19 protein-coding genes and 2 pseudogenes are annotated in these 17,874 nt (G+C 55.5%); 11 read left to right on the forward strand and 10 right to left on the reverse strand.

Translation table 11 applies throughout. The features are described 5' to 3' along the window. Positions 1-70 precede the first annotated feature (70 nt). Together thiL and tsaE are read left to right on the forward strand one after the other, a co-directional pair. Entirely contained in the window at positions 71-1,015 is a 945-nt protein-coding gene (thiL, locus tag SH678x_RS13210) for a thiamine-phosphate kinase (protein WP_496918925.1), read from the forward strand. A 2-nt stretch (positions 1,016-1,017) separates the two neighbouring features. After that, positions 1,018-1,512 carry a tRNA (adenosine(37)-N6)-threonylcarbamoyltransferase complex ATPase subunit type 1 TsaE gene (gene tsaE / locus SH678x_RS13215; RefSeq protein WP_496918926.1) on the forward strand — a complete coding sequence of 165 codons (495 nt, stop codon included), beginning with the start codon at positions 1,018-1,020 and terminating at the stop codon, positions 1,510-1,512. A 128-nt stretch (positions 1,513-1,640) separates the two neighbouring features. Here the strand turns inward: tsaE and hslU are convergent, their stop codons facing one another. From hslU to SH678x_RS13230, 3 genes are all read right to left on the reverse strand, one after another. Beyond that, positions 1,641-2,987, reverse strand: coding sequence for an ATP-dependent protease ATPase subunit HslU (hslU, locus tag SH678x_RS13220; protein ID WP_496918927.1), 1,347 nt, complete (start codon positions 2,985-2,987; stop codon positions 1,641-1,643). Next, on the reverse strand, positions 2,984-3,517 hold the full coding sequence (hslV, locus tag SH678x_RS13225; RefSeq protein ID WP_496918928.1) for an ATP-dependent protease subunit HslV: 534 nt from the start codon (positions 3,515-3,517) through the stop codon (positions 2,984-2,986). Before hslV ends, hslU begins: the two co-directional genes overlap by 4 nt. A 191-nt stretch (positions 3,518-3,708) precedes the next feature. Beyond that, positions 3,709-3,891: a hypothetical protein gene (locus SH678x_RS13230; protein WP_496918929.1), complete on the reverse strand. Its 183-nt coding sequence runs from the start codon at positions 3,889-3,891 to the stop codon at positions 3,709-3,711. Between the two features lie 168 nt (positions 3,892-4,059). On the opposite strand from SH678x_RS13230, the gene SH678x_RS13235 reads away from it, so the two are divergent. Continuing rightward, the gene (locus SH678x_RS13235) at positions 4,060-4,638 is read left to right on the forward strand and encodes an isochorismatase family protein (protein ID WP_496918930.1); all 579 of its coding nucleotides are present in this window, start codon (positions 4,060-4,062) and stop codon (positions 4,636-4,638) included. 96 nt (positions 4,639-4,734) lie between these two features. On the opposite strand, the gene SH678x_RS13240 is transcribed toward SH678x_RS13235, so the two are convergent. Together SH678x_RS13240 and SH678x_RS13245 are read right to left on the reverse strand one after the other, a co-directional pair. Further along, the gene (locus SH678x_RS13240) at positions 4,735-5,562 is read right to left on the reverse strand and encodes a dimethylarginine dimethylaminohydrolase family protein (protein ID WP_496918931.1); all 828 of its coding nucleotides are present in this window, start codon (positions 5,560-5,562) and stop codon (positions 4,735-4,737) included. A 47-nt stretch (positions 5,563-5,609) separates the two neighbouring features. Continuing rightward, on the reverse strand, positions 5,610-6,872 hold the full coding sequence (locus SH678x_RS13245; RefSeq protein WP_496918932.1) for an ornithine cyclodeaminase, nickel-pincer nucleotide-dependent: 1,263 nt from the start codon (positions 6,870-6,872) through the stop codon (positions 5,610-5,612). A gap of 222 nt (positions 6,873-7,094) precedes the next feature. On the opposite strand from SH678x_RS13245, the gene SH678x_RS13250 reads away from it, so the two are divergent. From SH678x_RS13250 to SH678x_RS13280, 7 genes and pseudogenes are all read left to right on the forward strand, one after another. Next, positions 7,095-8,429 (forward strand): hypothetical protein, encoded by a 1,335-nt coding sequence (locus tag SH678x_RS13250; protein ID WP_496918933.1) that lies wholly within the window; start codon positions 7,095-7,097, stop codon positions 8,427-8,429. Between the two features lie 101 nt (positions 8,430-8,530). Continuing rightward, positions 8,531-10,165 (forward strand): adenine deaminase, encoded by a 1,635-nt coding sequence (gene ade, locus SH678x_RS13255; protein WP_496918934.1) that lies wholly within the window; start codon positions 8,531-8,533, stop codon positions 10,163-10,165. 9 nt (positions 10,166-10,174) lie between these two features. After that, the gene (locus tag SH678x_RS13260) at positions 10,175-10,618 is read left to right on the forward strand and encodes a nucleoside deaminase (RefSeq protein ID WP_496918935.1); all 444 of its coding nucleotides are present in this window, start codon (positions 10,175-10,177) and stop codon (positions 10,616-10,618) included. 18 nt (positions 10,619-10,636) lie between these two features. After that, a complete protein-coding gene (locus tag SH678x_RS13265) occupies positions 10,637-11,683 on the forward strand; it encodes a type II secretion system F family protein (RefSeq protein ID WP_496918936.1) in 1,047 nt (348 codons plus the stop codon). 199 nt (positions 11,684-11,882) lie between these two features. Beyond that, a pseudogene (locus SH678x_RS13270) lies at positions 11,883-12,248 on the forward strand (pentapeptide repeat-containing protein); the annotation flags it as partial. A gap of 113 nt (positions 12,249-12,361) precedes the next feature. Further along, positions 12,362-12,424: pseudogene (locus SH678x_RS13275) on the forward strand (hypothetical protein); the annotation flags it as partial. A 123-nt stretch (positions 12,425-12,547) separates the two neighbouring features. Further along, the gene (locus tag SH678x_RS13280) at positions 12,548-13,537 is read left to right on the forward strand and encodes a pentapeptide repeat-containing protein (protein ID WP_496918937.1); all 990 of its coding nucleotides are present in this window, start codon (positions 12,548-12,550) and stop codon (positions 13,535-13,537) included. Here the strand turns inward: SH678x_RS13280 and SH678x_RS13285 are convergent. Both SH678x_RS13285 and SH678x_RS13290 read right to left on the reverse strand, forming a co-directional pair. Continuing rightward, positions 13,507-14,631, reverse strand: coding sequence for a WD40/YVTN/BNR-like repeat-containing protein (locus SH678x_RS13285; protein WP_496918938.1), 1,125 nt, complete (start codon positions 14,629-14,631; stop codon positions 13,507-13,509). The genes SH678x_RS13280 and SH678x_RS13285 overlap by 31 nt on opposite strands. A 42-nt stretch (positions 14,632-14,673) precedes the next feature. Next, positions 14,674-14,943, reverse strand: coding sequence for a MoaD/ThiS family protein (locus tag SH678x_RS13290; RefSeq protein ID WP_496918939.1), 270 nt, complete (start codon positions 14,941-14,943; stop codon positions 14,674-14,676). 61 nt (positions 14,944-15,004) lie between these two features. Between SH678x_RS13290 and SH678x_RS13295 the strand changes: the two genes are divergently transcribed. Further along, positions 15,005-15,826: a hypothetical protein gene (locus tag SH678x_RS13295; protein ID WP_496918940.1), complete on the forward strand. Its 822-nt coding sequence runs from the start codon at positions 15,005-15,007 to the stop codon at positions 15,824-15,826. A gap of 3 nt (positions 15,827-15,829) precedes the next feature. On the opposite strand, the gene SH678x_RS13300 is transcribed toward SH678x_RS13295, so the two are convergent. The 3 genes from SH678x_RS13300 to SH678x_RS13310 all read right to left on the reverse strand — a co-directional run bounded on the left by SH678x_RS13300 (position 15,830) and on the right by SH678x_RS13310 (position 17,838). After that, on the reverse strand, positions 15,830-16,639 hold the full coding sequence (locus SH678x_RS13300; protein ID WP_496918941.1) for a DUF1570 domain-containing protein: 810 nt from the start codon (positions 16,637-16,639) through the stop codon (positions 15,830-15,832). A gap of 123 nt (positions 16,640-16,762) precedes the next feature. After that, positions 16,763-17,644 carry an ABC transporter substrate-binding protein gene (locus tag SH678x_RS13305; RefSeq protein WP_496918942.1) on the reverse strand — a complete coding sequence of 294 codons (882 nt, stop codon included), beginning with the start codon at positions 17,642-17,644 and terminating at the stop codon, positions 16,763-16,765. Then, on the reverse strand, positions 17,641-17,838 hold the full coding sequence (locus tag SH678x_RS13310) for a C1orf53 family protein (RefSeq protein ID WP_496918943.1): 198 nt from the start codon (positions 17,836-17,838) through the stop codon (positions 17,641-17,643). Before SH678x_RS13310 ends, SH678x_RS13305 begins: the two co-directional genes overlap by 4 nt. Positions 17,839-17,874: the final 36 nt, after the last annotated feature.

The raw sequence follows: 17,874 nt of genomic DNA on the forward strand, positions 1-17,874 counted from the left end.
CAGCATTTTTCTCGAAGAATTCCCACGCTAGCAAGCCTAATTGGTGGTTTGCGTAATTTAGGTCATTCCTTTGTCGCTTGAAGCAGAACTCATCGACTGGCTCGAAAAAAATTTGCCCTCAGGCGAGCGGCTGAAAATTGCGCTCGGCGATGACGCCGCGGTCATCGCTGCGCAAAACGCCGACACCGTGGTCACCACCGACATGCTCACCGATGGCGTGGATTTTTTGATCGACCAAGTCGACCCCCAACTCATCGGCCGCAAGACGCTCGGCGTTAATCTCAGCGATCTGGCCGCCATGGCCGCGAAGCCGGTTGCCGCGTTTGTGTCGCTGGTGTTGCCCAAGCAAGGCACGGCGAAACTCACGGCATTGGAACTCGCGATCGAACTCTATCGCGGCATGATCCCGTTCGCGCAAACCCACGGCATCATCATCGCCGGCGGCGACACCAACACTTGGGACGGCCCACTCGCGATTAGCGTTGCCGCCATCGGCGAAACGACCGCGCGCGGTCCGCTCATCCGCAGCGGGGCGAAAATCGGCGATCAGATTCTCGTCACTGGTTCGCTCGGCGGCAGTATCTTGGGCCGACATCTTGCCGTGGAACCTCGCATCGCCGAAGCACTTCTTCTCAACGAACGCTACACGCTGCACGCGGGAATGGATATCTCGGATGGACTCGCGATCGACGCCGCACGACTCGCCAAAGCGAGCAACCTCGGCATTGTGATTGATCCGCCATTAATCCCCATCTCCCACGCCGCTAACCAACTTAGCGCCCAAGATCACCGCCCCCCCCTTGAACACGCCCTCGGCGATGGCGAAGATTTTGAACTGCTACTGGCCGTGCCGACCGACACCGCCCGCGAAATTTTGAGCGATCAACCCCTTTCCATTCCCATCACGCGGATCGGTGAGGCCATCGCCGATGCCGGTTTGTGGCAGGTCGATTCCCACGGGCACCGCCAACCGCTCGCCCCCCAAGGTTTTCAACACCGCGCAGACAACGATTGAACATGATGAGTTTCCATTTTCTCGCTAAAAACGAAACCGACACCGACCGCCTCGGGGAAATGCTCGCCGAGGTCCTTACTGCCGCGACAACCGTGGCACTGGTTGGCACGCTCGGCGCTGGCAAAACGCGGCTCGTGCAAGCCGTCGCCGCAGCGCTCGGCAATCCTCGTGATGGAATCACTAGCCCCACGTTCGTGTTGGTGAATGAATACCGAGCCGGCCGGATGCCGGTTTACCACTTCGACACTTACCGGCTGCGCGATGAGGATGAATTTCTAGAACTTGGCCCCGAGGAATACTTCGCCGGTGCAGGAGTGACGTTCGTCGAATGGGCCGACCGCTTCGCCGAGATTCTGCCCAACGATTATCTGAAAATCGAAATTGCCCCCGTCGGCGAAACCGAACGGGAATTCACCATTACGGCGGTGGGAACGAAGTACGATCCGCTTGTGGAAGAATTAAGAAACCACGAAAAACAGAACCAATCGTCATCCTGAGAGAGCCTAGGCGACCGAAGGATCTGGCCTGCAGCACCATCACACGATGAGAGCGTGTGAAGACTGAAGCTAGTTTCTTCGGGTCGCGGAACTCCCCTCAGAATGACAACTACACATATCTTTCGTGGTTAAAGAATATACTTACTCTGATCCTCATCCTGCACGATATCCGCCAGGCGCTCTTTCACATACGCCGCGTTGATTTCTACGCGGCCCATTTTCATATCCGGCGCGGCAAAGCTAAGTTCTTCCAGCAGCCGTTCCAAGATCGTATGCAATCGCCGCGCGCCAATGTTCTGAGTCTTTTGATTAACCTGAAACGCAAATTCGGCCAGCGCCTCGATCGCGTCGGTCTTAAAATCAACGTCGACCCCTTCGGTCTGCATCAGGGCCACATATTGCTTGGTCAGCGCGTTGCGTGGTTCGGAAAGAATTCGCACGAAATCGTCCTTCACCAACGCTTCCAACTCCACGCGAATCGGAAAGCGTCCTTGTAGCTCCGGCATCAGGTCGCTCGGTTTGGTCGTGTGAAACGCCCCCGCCGCGATGAACAGCACGTGATCTGTTTTCACATAGCCATACCGCGTTTGCACGGTCGTTCCTTCAACAATCGGCAGCAAATCACGCTGCACACCCTGCCGCGACACGTCCGCCCCGCGACCTCCATCGCTCGCGACCACTTTATCGAGTTCGTCGATAAAGATCATGCCCGTGTTCTCGGCAAGCTCCACCGCCTGGGCATTCACCTTTTCTTGATTGATGAGCGCCTCGCACTCCTGATCGAACAGCACCTTGCGAGCTTCGGCGACCGTCATCTCGCGGCGGGAGACATTCTTCGGCAGGATTTTTTCGAGCATCCCCTGCATATCGAAATCCATCGTGTCGCCGCCGGGACCAGCCAACCCCGGAATCATCATCGCATGGGCCTTTTGCTCGATCGTGATCTCGACGTTGCGATTCTCAAGCTCGCCGCCAACAAGCATCGCTCGCATCTTTTCACGTGTCCGCTCGAAGCGTTCCGGCGAATCCACACTGTCCGCCCCTACGTCGAACGACGACGGCATCGGCGCAAGCATATCCAGTAGCCGTTCCGTGACGCGCCGTTCGGCTTCTTCCTTGACGTTAGTCATTTCGCGTTCGCGAACCAAGCCGATTGCGTTCTCGACCAACTCGCGAACCATGCTCTCCACGTCGCGGCCATAGTAACCGACTTCCGTGTATTTGGTCGCTTCGATTTTGATAAACGGCGCACCGGTCAAATTCGCCAGCCGCCGCGCGATCTCGGTCTTGCCGACGCCGGTGGGGCCAATCATCAGAATATTTTTCGGAGCGACTTCTTTGCGCATCTCGTCGTCGAGTTGCTGCCGCCGCCAACGGTTACGCACCGCGATCGCCACCGCACGCTTCGCGTCGGCCTGGCCGACGATATGGCGGTCGAGATGTTCCACAATTTCGCGCGGGGTCAGATTCTTCACTTGATCTCTTCAATTGTGATGTGTCGGTTGGAATAAACGCAAATCTCGCCGGAAATTTCGAGCCCGGCCCGTACGATCTCGGCGGCTGACAAATTGCTGTGCTTAATGAGTGCCCGCGCGGCCGACAGCGCATAGTTCCCGCCCGAGCCGATGCCGATAATGCCGTCGCTCGGTTGAATGACGTCGCCCGTGCCGGAAACGAGCAGCGAATGCTCGGCGTTCACCACCGCCACGAGCGCTTCGAGCCTTCTCAACGCGCGATCCATTCGCCACTCCTTGGCCAACTCCGTACATGCCCGCGGCAGATTCGAGGGATGATCCTTCAACTTCCCTTCGAGCCGTTCCATCAAGGCAAAGGCGTCGGCCGCTGCACCAGCAAAACCAACCAGCACTTTGTCGTCCATCAAACGACGAATCTTGACGGCATCGCTCTTCACGACGGTTTGACCCATCGTCACTTGGCCGTCGCCCCCGATGGCAACTTGCCCGTTATGCCGGACGGTAAGAATGGTGGTCGAACGAATTTTCATAAAGGCTCAATCAGGCTTGCTACTCAAATTGAATGTAAGCAAATCATTTTCGCTCACATCCCCAAACCTGCCAAGGGGCTTGAATATTGCCCGAAGAAGTTGTGGACCACGAATCACACGAATAAATCAAATTCGCTATATTCGTGAGGATTCGTGGTTACTTCCACTTTGTGTACTTCGTGGCTTTGTGGTCAATCTTCTTTCGGCAGCTTCTTTGGCTTGCACAGCCACTTCTTCGCATTCGCAGCGCGGCCACATTTTGTGCAGCCATACGTCGGCTCAACCACGATCTTCGCCAATAGCCCGAAGTGGTTTTCGAGTTGCGACTTCGTCCAGTGGCAAATCTCTTTCGTGGGTTCGGGTTTGTCGCTCATTAAAGAATTCACCACGAAGGCAGAAAGGGCACGAAGAACAAATAAAGAAAAAATGGCAACCGAACTAAACTTTGTGATCTTCGTGCCTTTGTGGTTATTATAACTCGCTTTATGATAGCAGGCAGTTGATCTTCATTCCGAATTCCGCAATCCGAAATCCGCATTCCCATGCCTCTCCCCAAATCCCCTGAGCTCATGCGACCCGCCGACACGGCCCTGCTGGTGATCGACGTGCAAGAACGATTACTCGCCGTGCAAGCCGACGCCGCGCGGATCACCTGGAATATTCGCCGTCTGCTCGATGGCGCGAAAATTCTCGACGTTCGCATCGCCTGCACCGAACAGTATGCCGAGAAGCTCGGCCCCACCGCGCCAATCCTCGCCGAGCGATTGACGAGCGCAGCCGTAAGCAAGATGACGTTCAGTTGCGGCTCGTGCAGTACGATCTTCGACGACTGGCAAGCGGCCGGCATCGAGCGGGTCGTCGTCTGCGGCATCGAAACCCACGTCTGCGTCCAGCAAACCGTACTCGATCTATTAGCCGCGGGCTATCAAACATTGGTAGTCACCGACGCTGTAGGGTCGAGATTCCCTATCGACCACGAAATCGCACTCAAACGTATGGAAGCCTCGGGTGCACTACTCACTACGACCGAAGCCGCCCTCTTCGAATGGTGCCACCAAGCCGGCACGCCGGAGTTTAAGGAGATTAGCAAGTTGGTAAAAGAATGCGAGCCGTCAGCGTAAGCGCCCGGAATTAACCACGATATACACGAATAAATTTAGCCCCGGATGATTGCGAGGTCCTGCCGAGCACACACCCGGGGGCAGCAGTGTCATTAACTATGACGCCCTCCACCCCGCCGCTTCTTCTCCGTCGAGTCGTAACGTGAGGCACTTCGCACTGCCGCCGGCTTTCACGAATTCAGAAAGCGGCGTCTCGATCGGCGTGTAACCAAGCAAACGCAAAAGTTCGTGCAGATTAGGACAGCCGGTGTTCGTGACCACCGTTTTGCCGACGACCACCGCATTGCAGGCAAAGCTGCGCGCCTCGGCTTCCTCGATGGCGTGCAGATGCGGAACGTGCTCGGCCAGCACCTTCTGGCCGTAGTCGTCGAACGCGCCGGGGAAGTAAATCGCTTCACCGGGAGCCAGCGGGCAGAAACAGGTGTCGAGATGGTAATAGTAAGGATCAACCAGTTCCAATGGCAAAACGCGCACGCCGAGCGTTTCGCCGATTTGCTGGTGACCTCGGGCATCGCTCCGCATGCGATAACCGGCGAACAGTGTGTCGCCACAAAACAACGCATCGCCCGCCCCCTCGAAAAACATCCCACCCGGAGGGTAGTTAACGCGCCATCCGTTAGTTTCGAGCCACGCACGAAAGTGAGGTTCCTCGCCCTGGCGCTGCGGATGTTTGAAGTGGGCCAGTACGGCGGAATCACGAAACACGAGCGCCGCATTGGCCGTGAACACGAGATCGGGCAGTCCTTCCACAGCGGGGACTTCGGAGATCATCGCCCCGGTGCCGGCGAGGATCGCCCGAAGATCAGCCCATTGCTCGTTCGCCAGCGCGTGATCGGCCTGCCGTGCGGTGCTCATCCACGGATTGATTTCATAGTGGATGCCGTAGTGCGTCGGCGGGCACATGAGGATGTGAGGTGTAGACATGGGAAATCTCTTAAGCCCAGGGATTGCAATCCCTGGGCGTGTAAGTGTTACGATTGTTCCTCAAGCCGTTTGACTTCGCTCACGAGCGCACGCAGGAACGGTTCGACATCGGTCACGAGGCCGACCGTTTGAAAACTTCCGCGGTCGTTGAGTTTGATGACCGTCGAGGGATTAATGTCGACGCACACAACTTTCACGCTCGCGGGGAGGATGTTCCCGACGGCGATGGAGTGCAGCGTCGTGGCGATCATCAAGCAGAATGTTACATCGCGAATGGCGGCCCGCATGAGTCGTTGGTTGTCCAACGCGTCGGTGATCACATCCGGCAACGGGCCATCATCGCGGATGCTGCCCGACAGGATGAAATCGACATTGTTTTTGATGCACTCATACATAATGCCCGATTTGACAACGCTTTGGTCAACAGCGGCTTTGATCGAGCCAATTCGGCGGATGCGGTTGATCGCCCGCAGGTGGTGTTCGTGGCCGGCATCGGCGAGGCTCCCTTCGCTAATGTTCACGCCGAGGCTCGTGCCGAAGATCGCTTGCTCGATGTCGTGGGTTGCTAAGGCATTCCCCGCGAAAAGCTTGTGGATGTATCCGCCGCGGATCAATTCGCCGACCAGCGCACCGCTGCCGGTGTGGACAATGGCCGGTCCACCCACGAGCAAGGACTTGCCCGGGCCATTGCGATTCTCGAACAGCAGTTGTGCGATCTGCCGGATGACGACCCCTTTGGGTTTCTCGGTCGAGACCGCGCTGTTCATAAAGGCGAAGGCGTGATCCTGCTGGGCGCGTTCCAACGGAAAAACCCGCACCCCCGCGTGGCCCAAAACAATCGGCATGCCGACTTCCACGTCGGACATCGCCACGCACCGCGCGGCGTTGGTTTTGGGATCGACCGTGATCCCGCAATCCATCTCCTGAAGCGCGACAGGATTCCATTTGCCGTCGAGGCGGACCTCGGTTTCCTGGTTGGTCGTGCTGTAGAAGCCTTCGGGGAACGCGCCGGCGATATCGGCCTCGATCAACCGACAGTCGGTTCCCGCCGTGGGGACCGCGCCATGATCGGCAATTTGGGCAAGGATCGTTTGCAGGTCGTCGTTGGTCTCGGCACGAACTTCGACCAGCGCATAACTGGGATCGGAGCGTTCCTGACCGATGCTGATGTGCTTAATCCGAAAGTGCCCACCGAGGGTCGTGATTTGGTCCAAAACCTTGGGCAGGATGAGGCTGTCGATGATATGGCCGCGGACTTCAACGTCTTCGACCGGCCCATGCTGTTCGGCGGCAGTGGTTTCCAGCGTCATGACTTCACCTGGAGTGGCAAGAGGAGTCTGTGCAGGGAATTGTAGTCGTAAGTCCAGTGGGAGTTGAGCCGAATCAATCGAAAACCGACGAAACCGGGCCACAACGGCGTGTCTTTCCGAATTTGCGAAAACACCATATATTAAGGGGCTAACTGAATGACTTGGCCGCTTGCCCGAAACCGCGCGGTGATTTCGGCAAACGGTAATCAATATAAGTAAGCAATGATGAACGAAGAAAACGAAAACGGTTCGCCCTGGGACTCCCTAATCGGCGACCTGGGCGTGGAAATCCAACCCGAAGCACTCGAGCGCAAACAGCCAGCTCCCAAGGAATTGCCCAAGGTGGTCCAGGAGCGCAGCGAGGTTGCACCTCCACCAGTCGCCCCGAGCGATTGGAGTGGCTTGGCGTCGTCCTTAGGTTTGGAAGTACCTCCCGAACCCGAACCAGTTCCCAAGAAGGCGGAACCCATCGCCAAGAAGCAGTCCGAACCACAACGGTCGGAAAAACCACGCGAGCCCAAAGCACGTGAAGACCGGGCACGAGAAGACAAACCACGTGAGGAACGACCTCGCGAGGAAAGATCTCGCAGCGATAAACCCCGCGAAGGTCGACCGCGGCCTGAGCGTTCGCGCTCCGACGATCGCGCCCGAGAGAAAAAGTCGGAACGCTCGGAAGAGCGCCCGCGTGGTCGTGGTGATCGCCGTCGCGAAAAGCCGGTGGAAGCTCAAGAGGAAATCGTGTTTGAGGAAGTCTTCGAAGAACACGATGAGTTGATTGAAGATACCGCCGCTCCTACCTCGGAACCTCAAACGGCGGAAGAGAAAGAGAAGCAGCGGATCTCGGGCGAGGCGGCACGCAGCGCGTTCGATGCCCTGTTCTCGGCCGACGCCGTGAATTGGGGAAGTGCCTTTGTTTCGCCACGGACGAATGTTGAATCATCCTTTTTGTTCACCGAAGGTGAAGAAGCCGTATTTGCCGAGGACATCCCCGACAAGTCTCAAGATGACGAGGACGAAGAAGAAGCCTCGGATGAGACTAAGAAACGTCCCCGCCGACGCCGACGTGGTGGACGTGGTCGGGGCCGCGGCAGACGCGGTGAACAAGATGAGAAATCCGAAGATGATGTCGAACTCGAAGAAGGAACTTCTATCGACGACGAGGACGCTGGTGACTCCGAAGGTGCGGACACCGATGGCGAGTCCACCGAGGAAGGGGATGAACGGCCCGAGAAGCGTCGACGTCGCCGACGACCGCGAGGACGGGGCCGTCGAGATGAAGAGGGTGAAACCTCAAATGAGGAAGAGGACACGCAGGTCCGCCGCCGAGTCGCTGCCCACGTCGACGACGAGGGTGACGAAGACGACGACGATGATGAAATGGATGGCGATGGCGACGACGAAGCCCGCAGCGGTCATCGCAATTTGCCGACCTGGAACGACGCCATTGGCGTGATCGTCGATGGCAATCTGGCCCAACGGAGCAAGGCACCCGCCAAACCGCAGAATTCTTCGTCCCGAGGCCGCAGTCGCGGAGGCCGCCGGCATAAAAAATCGTAGTCCCTTTTACGAATGAATATTGAACCGAGCCGGTTCGTTTCGACCAGACAATCCTATGTCCGGCGATGCGAACCGGCTCGTTGAATGAAATGAGATCGCGTATGAATTCCGGAAGCGTCGTTGGAAATGTGGTCGATATTCGCGGCAAGCAAATTTTCGCTGCGGAGGTCAAATTTCTCGATGGGAAGATCACAGCCATTGAACCCGTCGACGCCAAGCCGGAGAAATACCTGCTGCCGGGTTTCATCGACGCCCACGTGCATGTGGAAAGCTCGATGCTCGTGCCAAGCGAGTTCGCCCGCGCTGCGGTAACGCATGGCACGGTGGCCACGGTGAGCGATCCGCACGAAATTGGCAATGTGCTGGGCGTGGCCGGTGTGGAATACATGCTGGCGAATGCCGCGGCTTCGCCATTCAAGTTTAATTTTGGTGCCCCCTCGTGCGTACCGGCCACGACGTTTGAAACCGCCGGCGCGACGATCACCGTCGATGAAGTTCGCGAGCTGCTCGCCAATCCACGGATTTTGTATCTGAGCGAGATGATGAACTTCCCCGGCATCTTGCACGACGACCCAGAATGCATGGCGAAAGTCGCTGCAGCGCAGGAAGTGGGTAAACCCGTCGACGGCCATGCCCCCGGCTTGCGCGGTGAGCAAGCTGCCAAATACATCGCCGCGGGAATCTCGACCGATCACGAATGTTTTACGAAGGAAGAAGCCCTCGATAAAGTCGCGGCGGGTTGCAAGATTTCGATCCGCGAAGGTTCCGCCGCGCGGAATTTCGATGCTCTCTACACGCTGATTGGCGAGTATCCTCAACAAACGATGCTGTGCAGCGATGACAAACATCCCGACGAATTGTTGATCAGCCACATCAATGGCTTGGTGCGCCGTGCCGTCGAACGCGGGATCGATGTCTTCGATGCCCTGCAAGCGGCCTGTCTCAATCCGATCGATCATTACCGCCTTAACGTCGGCCAACTTCGTGTGGGCGATCCGGCGGATTTTATCGAAGTCGATTCGCTCAAGGATTTCAACGTCAGCCGCACGTGGATTGATGGCCAGCTTGTGGCAGAAAACGGTGAAACGACAATTCCGCGAATCGAGCCGGAAGTCGTCAACAACTTTACGGCCGATTACATCACCACCGACCAACTCAAAGTCAAAGCCGGTGGAGAGACTTTGCAGGTCATCGAAGCGCTCGACGGCCAGTTGATTACAAATTGCTTGCCGCTGCCGCCGAAAGTCGAGGATGGCTTCGTGGTGAGCGACACCGACCGCGACATTTTGAAGCTGGTGGTGATGAACCGTTATCAAAAAGCCACGCCAGCGATTGCGTTCATCAAGAATTTCGGACTGAAGCGCGGTGCCATGGCCTCGAGCGTGGCCCATGATTCGCATAATGTGATTGCCGTAGGAACCAATGACGACGATCTCGTGACGGCGATCAACGAGGTCATGACTGCTGGAGGCGGCTTGTCGGCCGTTTGCGCGGCCGAGAAGGTTAAACTTGTGCTACCCCTCCCCGTGGCGGGATTGATGGCCACTGGCACCTGCGCTGAAGTTGCCGAAGCCTATGAAAAGCTCGACAAGGCCGTAAAATCGTGGGGTTCACTCCTGCGAGCGCCCTACATGACGCTCTCGTTCATGGCCTTGTTGGTGATTCCAGCGCTCAAGGTAAGCGATCTCGGCTTGTTCGACGGCGGTAAGTTTGAGTTCACACCATTACTCAAGTAAGGAGACACGATGGGCGATCCCTTCATGGAAGCTGCGATTGAAGAAGCCCGGGCGGGCCTTGCCGAGGGTGGGATTCCGATTGGTTCGGTGTTGGTGATCGACAACAAGATCGTTGGTCATGGCCACAATCGCCGCGTACAGAAGGGGAGCGCGATTTTGCACGCCGAGATGGATTGCCTCGAAAACGCGGGGAGGCTCAAACCGAAGGATTACCGCCGCGCCACACTGTACTCGACCTTGTCTCCCTGCGACATGTGCAGCGGCACCGCCCTGCTCTACAACATTCCACGAGTCGTGATCGGTGAAAATCGCACATTTCAGGGGCCTGAAGACTATGTCCGCTCGCGGGGCGTGGAACTAATCATCGTCGACAATGCCGAGTGCATAGAATTGATGCGTCAGTTCATCGCCGACCGTCCCGAATTGTGGAACGAGGATATCGGCGAGGTTTAACTCGGCCGGTGGATTTCAATGCTTTTCTCACCTCGCATACGCTTGAAGTCGCTCGCCCAGCTTTGCCATCGCTTGGCGACGGCTACCAATGCGGGGATTCAAGATCGCAAGATCTGGACCGACGAAGCAACCCGTGGTTCACGCAGTGAACGTGCCGCGGCAGGTTTGATTAGCGATCAATTGGCCAAAGGCAATTCAATCACCGATGCGCTCCGCCAGACGGGAGATTATTATCCCCCCCTGTTTCGACAGATGGTGGAAGTTGGTGAAGTGAGTGGCCGGCTCGGAGAAATCTACAAGCGCTTGGCTCGCAACTACGATCGTGTGTTGGCATCGCGCCGGGCGTTTCTCGGTCGCATCGCTTGGCCAGTTCTGCAACTCGGCATGGCGATCTTGGTCATCGGCTTGTTGATTTTGATCCTGGGCATGTTGCCGGTCAACCAAACCGCCCAAGGGGTCCAGTATGATTCCTTGGGCTGGGGACTGGTGGGCACACCGGGCCTCATTAAGTACGTCAATTTCCTGTTGCTCGTAACGATCCTATTCATCGTGTTCTTTGAATCCATGCGGCGGGGTGTCGGTTGGACACGTTCCATGCAGCGCATGTTGGTGACAATCCCCGTCCTCGGCGGCGCATTCAAAACACTTGCACTGGCAAAGTTCACATGGGCTCTGCAACTCGTGCTCGACACGCCGATGGATATTCGCAAGGCGCTCGCGCTCGCACTCAACGCCACGGGCAATGATTACTACTCACGACACGCCGAAGACGTTGCCCGGCGGATCGAACAAGGCCAAACGGTCACCCAAGCACTGATTGCCACGCGTGTTTTTCCCAGCGACTTGATTGACAGCATTGCCGTCGGAGAAGAAAGCGGCCGGATGGTCGAAATCATGGAACGCCAAGCGGCGGAATATGAAGAACGCTCGGGCATGGCGATCGCGATCCTCGCCCAATTCGCCGGCTACGTGATTTGGCTGTTGGTGGCGGGATTCATCATTGTCATGATTTTCCGCATGTTTTCGTCCTACGTGGGGATGCTCCAGGGGCTCACGCAAAATTAACTATTTCTACAGGGATTTTTAACATTAAATTTACTAATTTAATTACTCTAGGTGTCATGCATTGAAATCTGCGAAATTGGAGATTATTCTTTATAAGGATAACACAATGATTGGAATCGACCAACCGATTGTCCAGTAAGTGTTCGTAAAAACCATCGTCAAGTTAGTAATCTCAGACGGCATTGGATTGACAAATTTGATGAATTGCTTGAACAGATACTTATCCTCTGCGGCCCTTGCTCTTTTCGGACTACTATTTGCGTACCCTCAAAACTTGCATGCTGACATTTTTCAGTGGGAATACATCAACCCTTCAGACACATCACTAGGAAAACGCGAAAGCACGCTATTAACTTTGGGCGGAGCCGGAGCTAATCCTCTCCCAGGTGCGAAATTACGACAGCTTGATCTGCAAAAGGCATTTCTAGCAAATAAGAGTTTGAACGGAACAGATTTCTACAAGTCAAATCTTTCGCAAGCCTATCTCTACGGATCTGATTTGACCGACGCGTATTTGGGCTACGCAGATGTCACCAACGCGGACCTGGAAAATGCCGTTATTCGAGGGGCGGCTTTATACGCACAGGTTGGTCTTACGGCGTCGCAAATCTATTCAACAGCGAGTTACAAGAACAAAGACTTGAAAGGCGTTGGTTTTGACTCTCTCGATTTAAGGAACTGGGATTTTTCTGCCAAAACCTTGATGGTGCGAGCTTTAATTCTTCTAACTTCGTTAATGCAAATTTTTCTGGAGCAAGTGTCAGAGGTGCATCCTTTATTTCGCAGGACCATGGCTCCCTAACTGCGGCTCAACTCTACTCTACCGCTAGCTACCTCAACCGTGATTTATCAGAAATTCGGTTTATGGTAGCCGATTTGAGTGGGTGGAATTTGTCTGACCAGAATCTCTTTGGAGCTCTCCTAGATTCCAGTGATCTAAGCAATGCTAATTTCGAGGATGCCAATCTTGAACGAGCTATTTTGGATTTTTCATCTTTGCATGGAGCGAATTTCAAAGGTGCAAATATCCATAACGGTTCTTTTTGGTTTGTTAACGGTTTTACGCCTGAGCAACTCTATGAAACCCAAAGTTACCAAGTCGGGGACTTAACCGGCATAGGTATGTTTGGAAATGATCTGCGGGGATGGAATTTTGCTTCTCAAAATATGATCGGTTCAGAATTCCGCGAGGCCAACCTCAGTAATGCCAGTTTCCAGAATGCCAATCTTGCGAATTCTGTTTTTGAGGACTCAACATTCACGAACACCAATTTGACCGGGGCCGATATGCGTGGCAGTAGAGAAGCTAGGTTCGCAGAAGCAATTGTGTCCAATCTCATTCGACCTGATGGGACCATTCACGGATTAAATTTGACCTCGGGAAAACTGCTGATTGTGCGAGATCACGATGGCAATCCTAATCCGTACTATTCTCAGGCACCATTGCCTCCTATCGACATACTGGTTCAAGACGATTGTTCACTTGACGAAGGAAGTGAATTGCTTCTCCTGCTCGAAGATGACCATTGGGACTCGGTTATTTCTTTCGAGACAGGAATTTCTGTTGAACTTGATGGAATCCTTACACTCACCTTTAACAATGGCACCGATGTAACCAGTCAAATCGGACGCACATTCAAACTGTTCGACTGGACAGGTGTCGATCCCATAGGAATGCTGACTGTTTCAAGTCCATACCACTGGGATTCGTCAACGCTGCATACCACGGGTGAAGTTACTCTATTGGCGGTTCCTGAACCAACCAGCTGGGTCATTTTATTTTGCGCAGCCTTGGGATCGCTTGTATTGAATCGCAAAATGACTCAACTGTTACCCACAAACCGCACCGCATAAATCGGTGGCATGTTGCTCGACACATTCTGCCACGATTCGCCGCTGTCTTCCGAAATCCACAGATTGCCTGTTGTGGAACCCATCACCAAGCGGTCGCCTGTTTCGTCGACTTCGAGCGCGTGCCGAAACACGATGTCGTAAGCTTTTTCTGTGGGCAATCCTTGGGAAATCTGCCGAAAACTCTGCGCACCGTCCGTCGTTTTCGTCACGACAAATTTGGCGTCTTTGGGAATGCGAAACTCATCCTTGATCGCCGGAACAAACCACGCCGTTTGGGGATCGCGCGGATGGACGGCCACGGCAAAGCCAAACACGGCTGGCTCGACGTCAGTGATCTCCTCCCAACTTTCACAGCCGTTGGTGGTGTGGAACATGCCATTGTGATGTTGAATCCAGGCATGATTAAAATCGCTCGGACAAGCCACAAGCCGATGGGGATCTTGAATCACTGGGTTGTAGGCTTCCTCGGGGGGCATATACTCAGCGCGAAGCCCTGTGCTGCAACATTCCCAGTTGTCGCCGCCGTCACGAGTCCGCCAAGCGCCGCCACACGAAATTCCAATCACGACGTGCTGCGAATCCCTGGGATCGACCGCGATCGAGTGAATCCCCGGTTCATCCTTGCCGCCGCCAAACCACTTCATCCGCTCGGGGCGATTCCATAGCGACTCAACAAGTTGCCAACTCTCGCCGGCATCGTCACTGCGGAAGAGTCCCCCCGGAATCGTGCCGCACCATAACGTTTGATTCCCAGCGCCCCCTGTTTCCATGGCCCAAATTTCTTTGAGCGCTGCGGGCTTCATCGCCTGCGAACCATCGGCTTCGGGCATGCGATCGGGAAGCGTTGCCCCCTCGGGATAGGTCGGTGCCGCGACCTCGGTCCATGTTTTTCCCTGGTCATTACTGCGATGCAAATGCGCGCCAAAGTGCCCCAACTCCAGCGCAGCATACCAATTTCCATCCCGAGGATCGGCCAGCGACATCGACACCGGTGAGCCGAGAAATGCCAAGTCGGCGATCTCCCACTTTCCCGCGGCAGACCGCCTAAGCGTAAACAATCCCTTCCGAGAACAAACGTGAATCGTGTCAGACATGGTATCGCTTCAAGAATGCAAATAGATTTGTGAAAAGATTTGTCAGCCCCCTGAAAGGGCCTGCATCACATAAATTTCGGAGTTAGCCTGTATCGGGTCGGTAAGTCCCAAGCGGTCGGCAATGATTTCGCCGTCGACGAAGATCATCACATGCCGACGCAAACGGCCCTGATCGTCGAGAATATAAGTCCGCAGCCGGTCGCGGCCTGCTAGCGAACCCGTCAGCGCAGCTCCGACGGTATTCCCCTCAACTTGGACCGGTTCGCAGTTGACGAACGACTGCAAATGACTGGTAAAATGAACAACCGCCATAGCGTTCGATTATTGTCAACATGCAAACGCTTGAGAAGCTTCCTAGAATGGAAAAATCGGGATGAATCAAGACCAGGCCGATTCTCGCTGGAAGCGCGTGCGTGGCTGGTTGCTGTCGCGGAATGTGATCCGGGTCTGCTGGTTCATAAACGTGGCGGTTTTGCTAGGAACAACTGTCTGGATTCTCCGCGATGGCGAGTTTGCCGAAGGAGTGGTCGCCTTCAAACGGCACATCGCTGCCTACGGGAACGAAGAATCGGCACTCACGGTCGTTCCGCCACTGCTCTGGCCACGTGTCGATGCGTTATGGTTCGTATTCATCACAGCGGTTCTAAGCTCGGCTGGAATTTTTACCGGGTTGGTGGCCGGCGCGGGAATTCACCGCGGCGTGCGGGCATGGCTGGTGCTGATGTTGCTACTGGCCGGGTGGCTGACACTCGTCACGACCTGGCCGCAACTTGTCTGGCAGGGGCAAGTCTGGAGGGTGGCAGGCGCGATACCCGAATTCACCCAGCTCTCAGAAGAACTGCTCGCCAACTGGCCCGACAATGACGGCGACATCAAACCGCTGGGTCCTTTCATGGCTTACCCGATTGGCAAGCCACGGACGCTGATGCTGATTAAGAATCCACAAGTCTCTGGCACGGATCTCACGATTTCGTTAATCGAACGCAACACCGAAGAGACGCTACTTTTTCAACTGGCGGGCAATGAAGAAGGGCTCTGGCTCGTGAAAGAGCAAGCCGACGAACCGCAAGCCTTTTTCAGCGGCCTCGACGGCGAGTATATGCCTGTCCATTTTCGCCGCCTAAAACCGGGATGGTTTCTCGTGCGTTACATTTACGCACCAACCGTCATGCCTGAGTCGCGGCAGGCACGATAATTCTTAGTGCAACGTTCGCACGTGCTCACGTAAGGCAAGCTGCGGACCCACCAACCGCTTGGAAATCCGAACGCTCAGTGTCTCGGCGTGAGGCTGGGTCACGAGATCGGCCAAATAACTTGTCAGCACTTCGGACTTGCCGTCTTCAGATTCAATCAAGTAATGCACCCAAGCCCATGATTCGGCATAATCTTGTTGCGTCATATCGGCGGCCGATGTAAGCGATTCGAGCCGCGCTAAATCTGGCTGCCAAGTTCCTGCTTCCGCCTGCTTCACGAGCATTTCGATATGGGCTTCGTTATAACCCCGGCGGCCACGACCGACTTCAAAATATTCGGCCAACCCTTCGTCGAGCCACAACGGCAAATGAGGCACGGCCGCGTGTAGATAGCCGTGAGCCACTTCATGCCGCAGATCGACGGCCACTTGATCGCTCCAGTGAGCATAGACCGTGAGATCAGTGTTGGTTCCAACAAAAATGGCTCGCCGCGTATTCATCTCGGGGAAGCGCAGATTCAAGAACTTCGTATAACTCGATTCGTCAGCATACAGATAGATATGAATTGGCTTGTCGTTGGGAGTCAGGCTCAAGCGCGAGTTAATCCATTCGCGCTGTTCGACGAGCTCGTTGATCAGTCGTTGTTGACCCGCGAGCGGTGAATCGCTGTGGATCACCAGCTGTCCGCAGGGATGCTCATAGGGAAAGGCATCCCAATGCTTTTGCTTGTGCAAGAGTTGGCAACCCGCGCACACGCCCCCCACGAGAATCACTAGCCATAGCGCGGCGGTTCGAATCCAGGGGCGAGCGAGCATTCCACGACTCGCGCACTGCGAGTATCCAACGCCAATACGGCTCCCTCCGTGGTGACCGTTGCGGGCAATTGTACCGCTTTGCTAGCAAATCTCGAAGATCAATAAGCCCGGCGAATTAACGAGCTAGCAACTCACTGTGTGCGACTTTTCAAAGTGAATCACTTTTGCCAATTCTTCCACGGCGTCGGCAATCGAGGGGCCCGGCGCGGTGTAACAATTCTCGGCATCGACCATGTGTACGCGGCCATGTTGCACGGCGCGCAATTCTTGCCAACGCGGTGCTGATAAAATCTGGGATAAGGTTTCCTCGGTTCGTTCGGCGGTCCAGCCGCAACAACCCACCACGATCACGTCGGGATCGGCGGTTTCCAGGTCATCAAATGCGATTCTCTGCGATCGCTTCCCTGCCCTGCCGAGCACGTCGGTCGCACCGGCAAACTCGACGAGTTCCGGAATCCAATGCCCTGCACAATACAGTGGTGCTAGCCATTCCAAAAACACGACGCGCGTCGGTTCAGCAATGAGGCTCGTGAGATACCGCACATTGAACAATCGACAACGAATCGCCCCGGCCAATTCCTCACCAGCGTCGGCTCGATCGCAAACCCTGGCCAATTCCACGATGCCGTTGAGCACGTCGTCCACCGTGCGCGGCGACCATTCCCACATGCGACTCTCTAAACGGTGAACCATGTTCCGAATCGCCGACTCGTCGATGGCGCACACATTGCACAAAGATTGCGACAACACAACGTCAGGCCGCAGTTCCATAAGGAGCTCTGCATCGAATTCAAACAGCGGCTCACCCGCGCGGGCCATTCGTGTCACTGCGGCATCAATTTCTTCCGCCGTGCCATTCTCGGGTCCGCGCCAACGAGTGATTCGCGGCAAGGCAGCCAGTGATCCCGTGCGCGGGCAAGCATGACTCAACCCCACTAATTCCTGTTCGAGTCCCAATGCACACACGATTTCCGTCGCCGCGGGAAACAAGGAAACGATTCTCATGGGGTTGACTCCTTTCGCAATTCCGCCTGCATGTCACATTCGTACGGACAGTGCCGGCAACCATTGCCACAGCACCAACCGCGTTTGAGCAAATACTCCGCCGTAAACACCACGAAGCCACGTTCGACGTAGTAGTCGACGCCTGCGCGCAATTCATTCGCTGCTTCCGGCGCAGCGGAATCTAACTTATTCATGACAGACAAAGTGCGCAGCAATGCACACGGACCCGT

The organism is Bythopirellula superficialaquae, assembly GCF_059632245.1.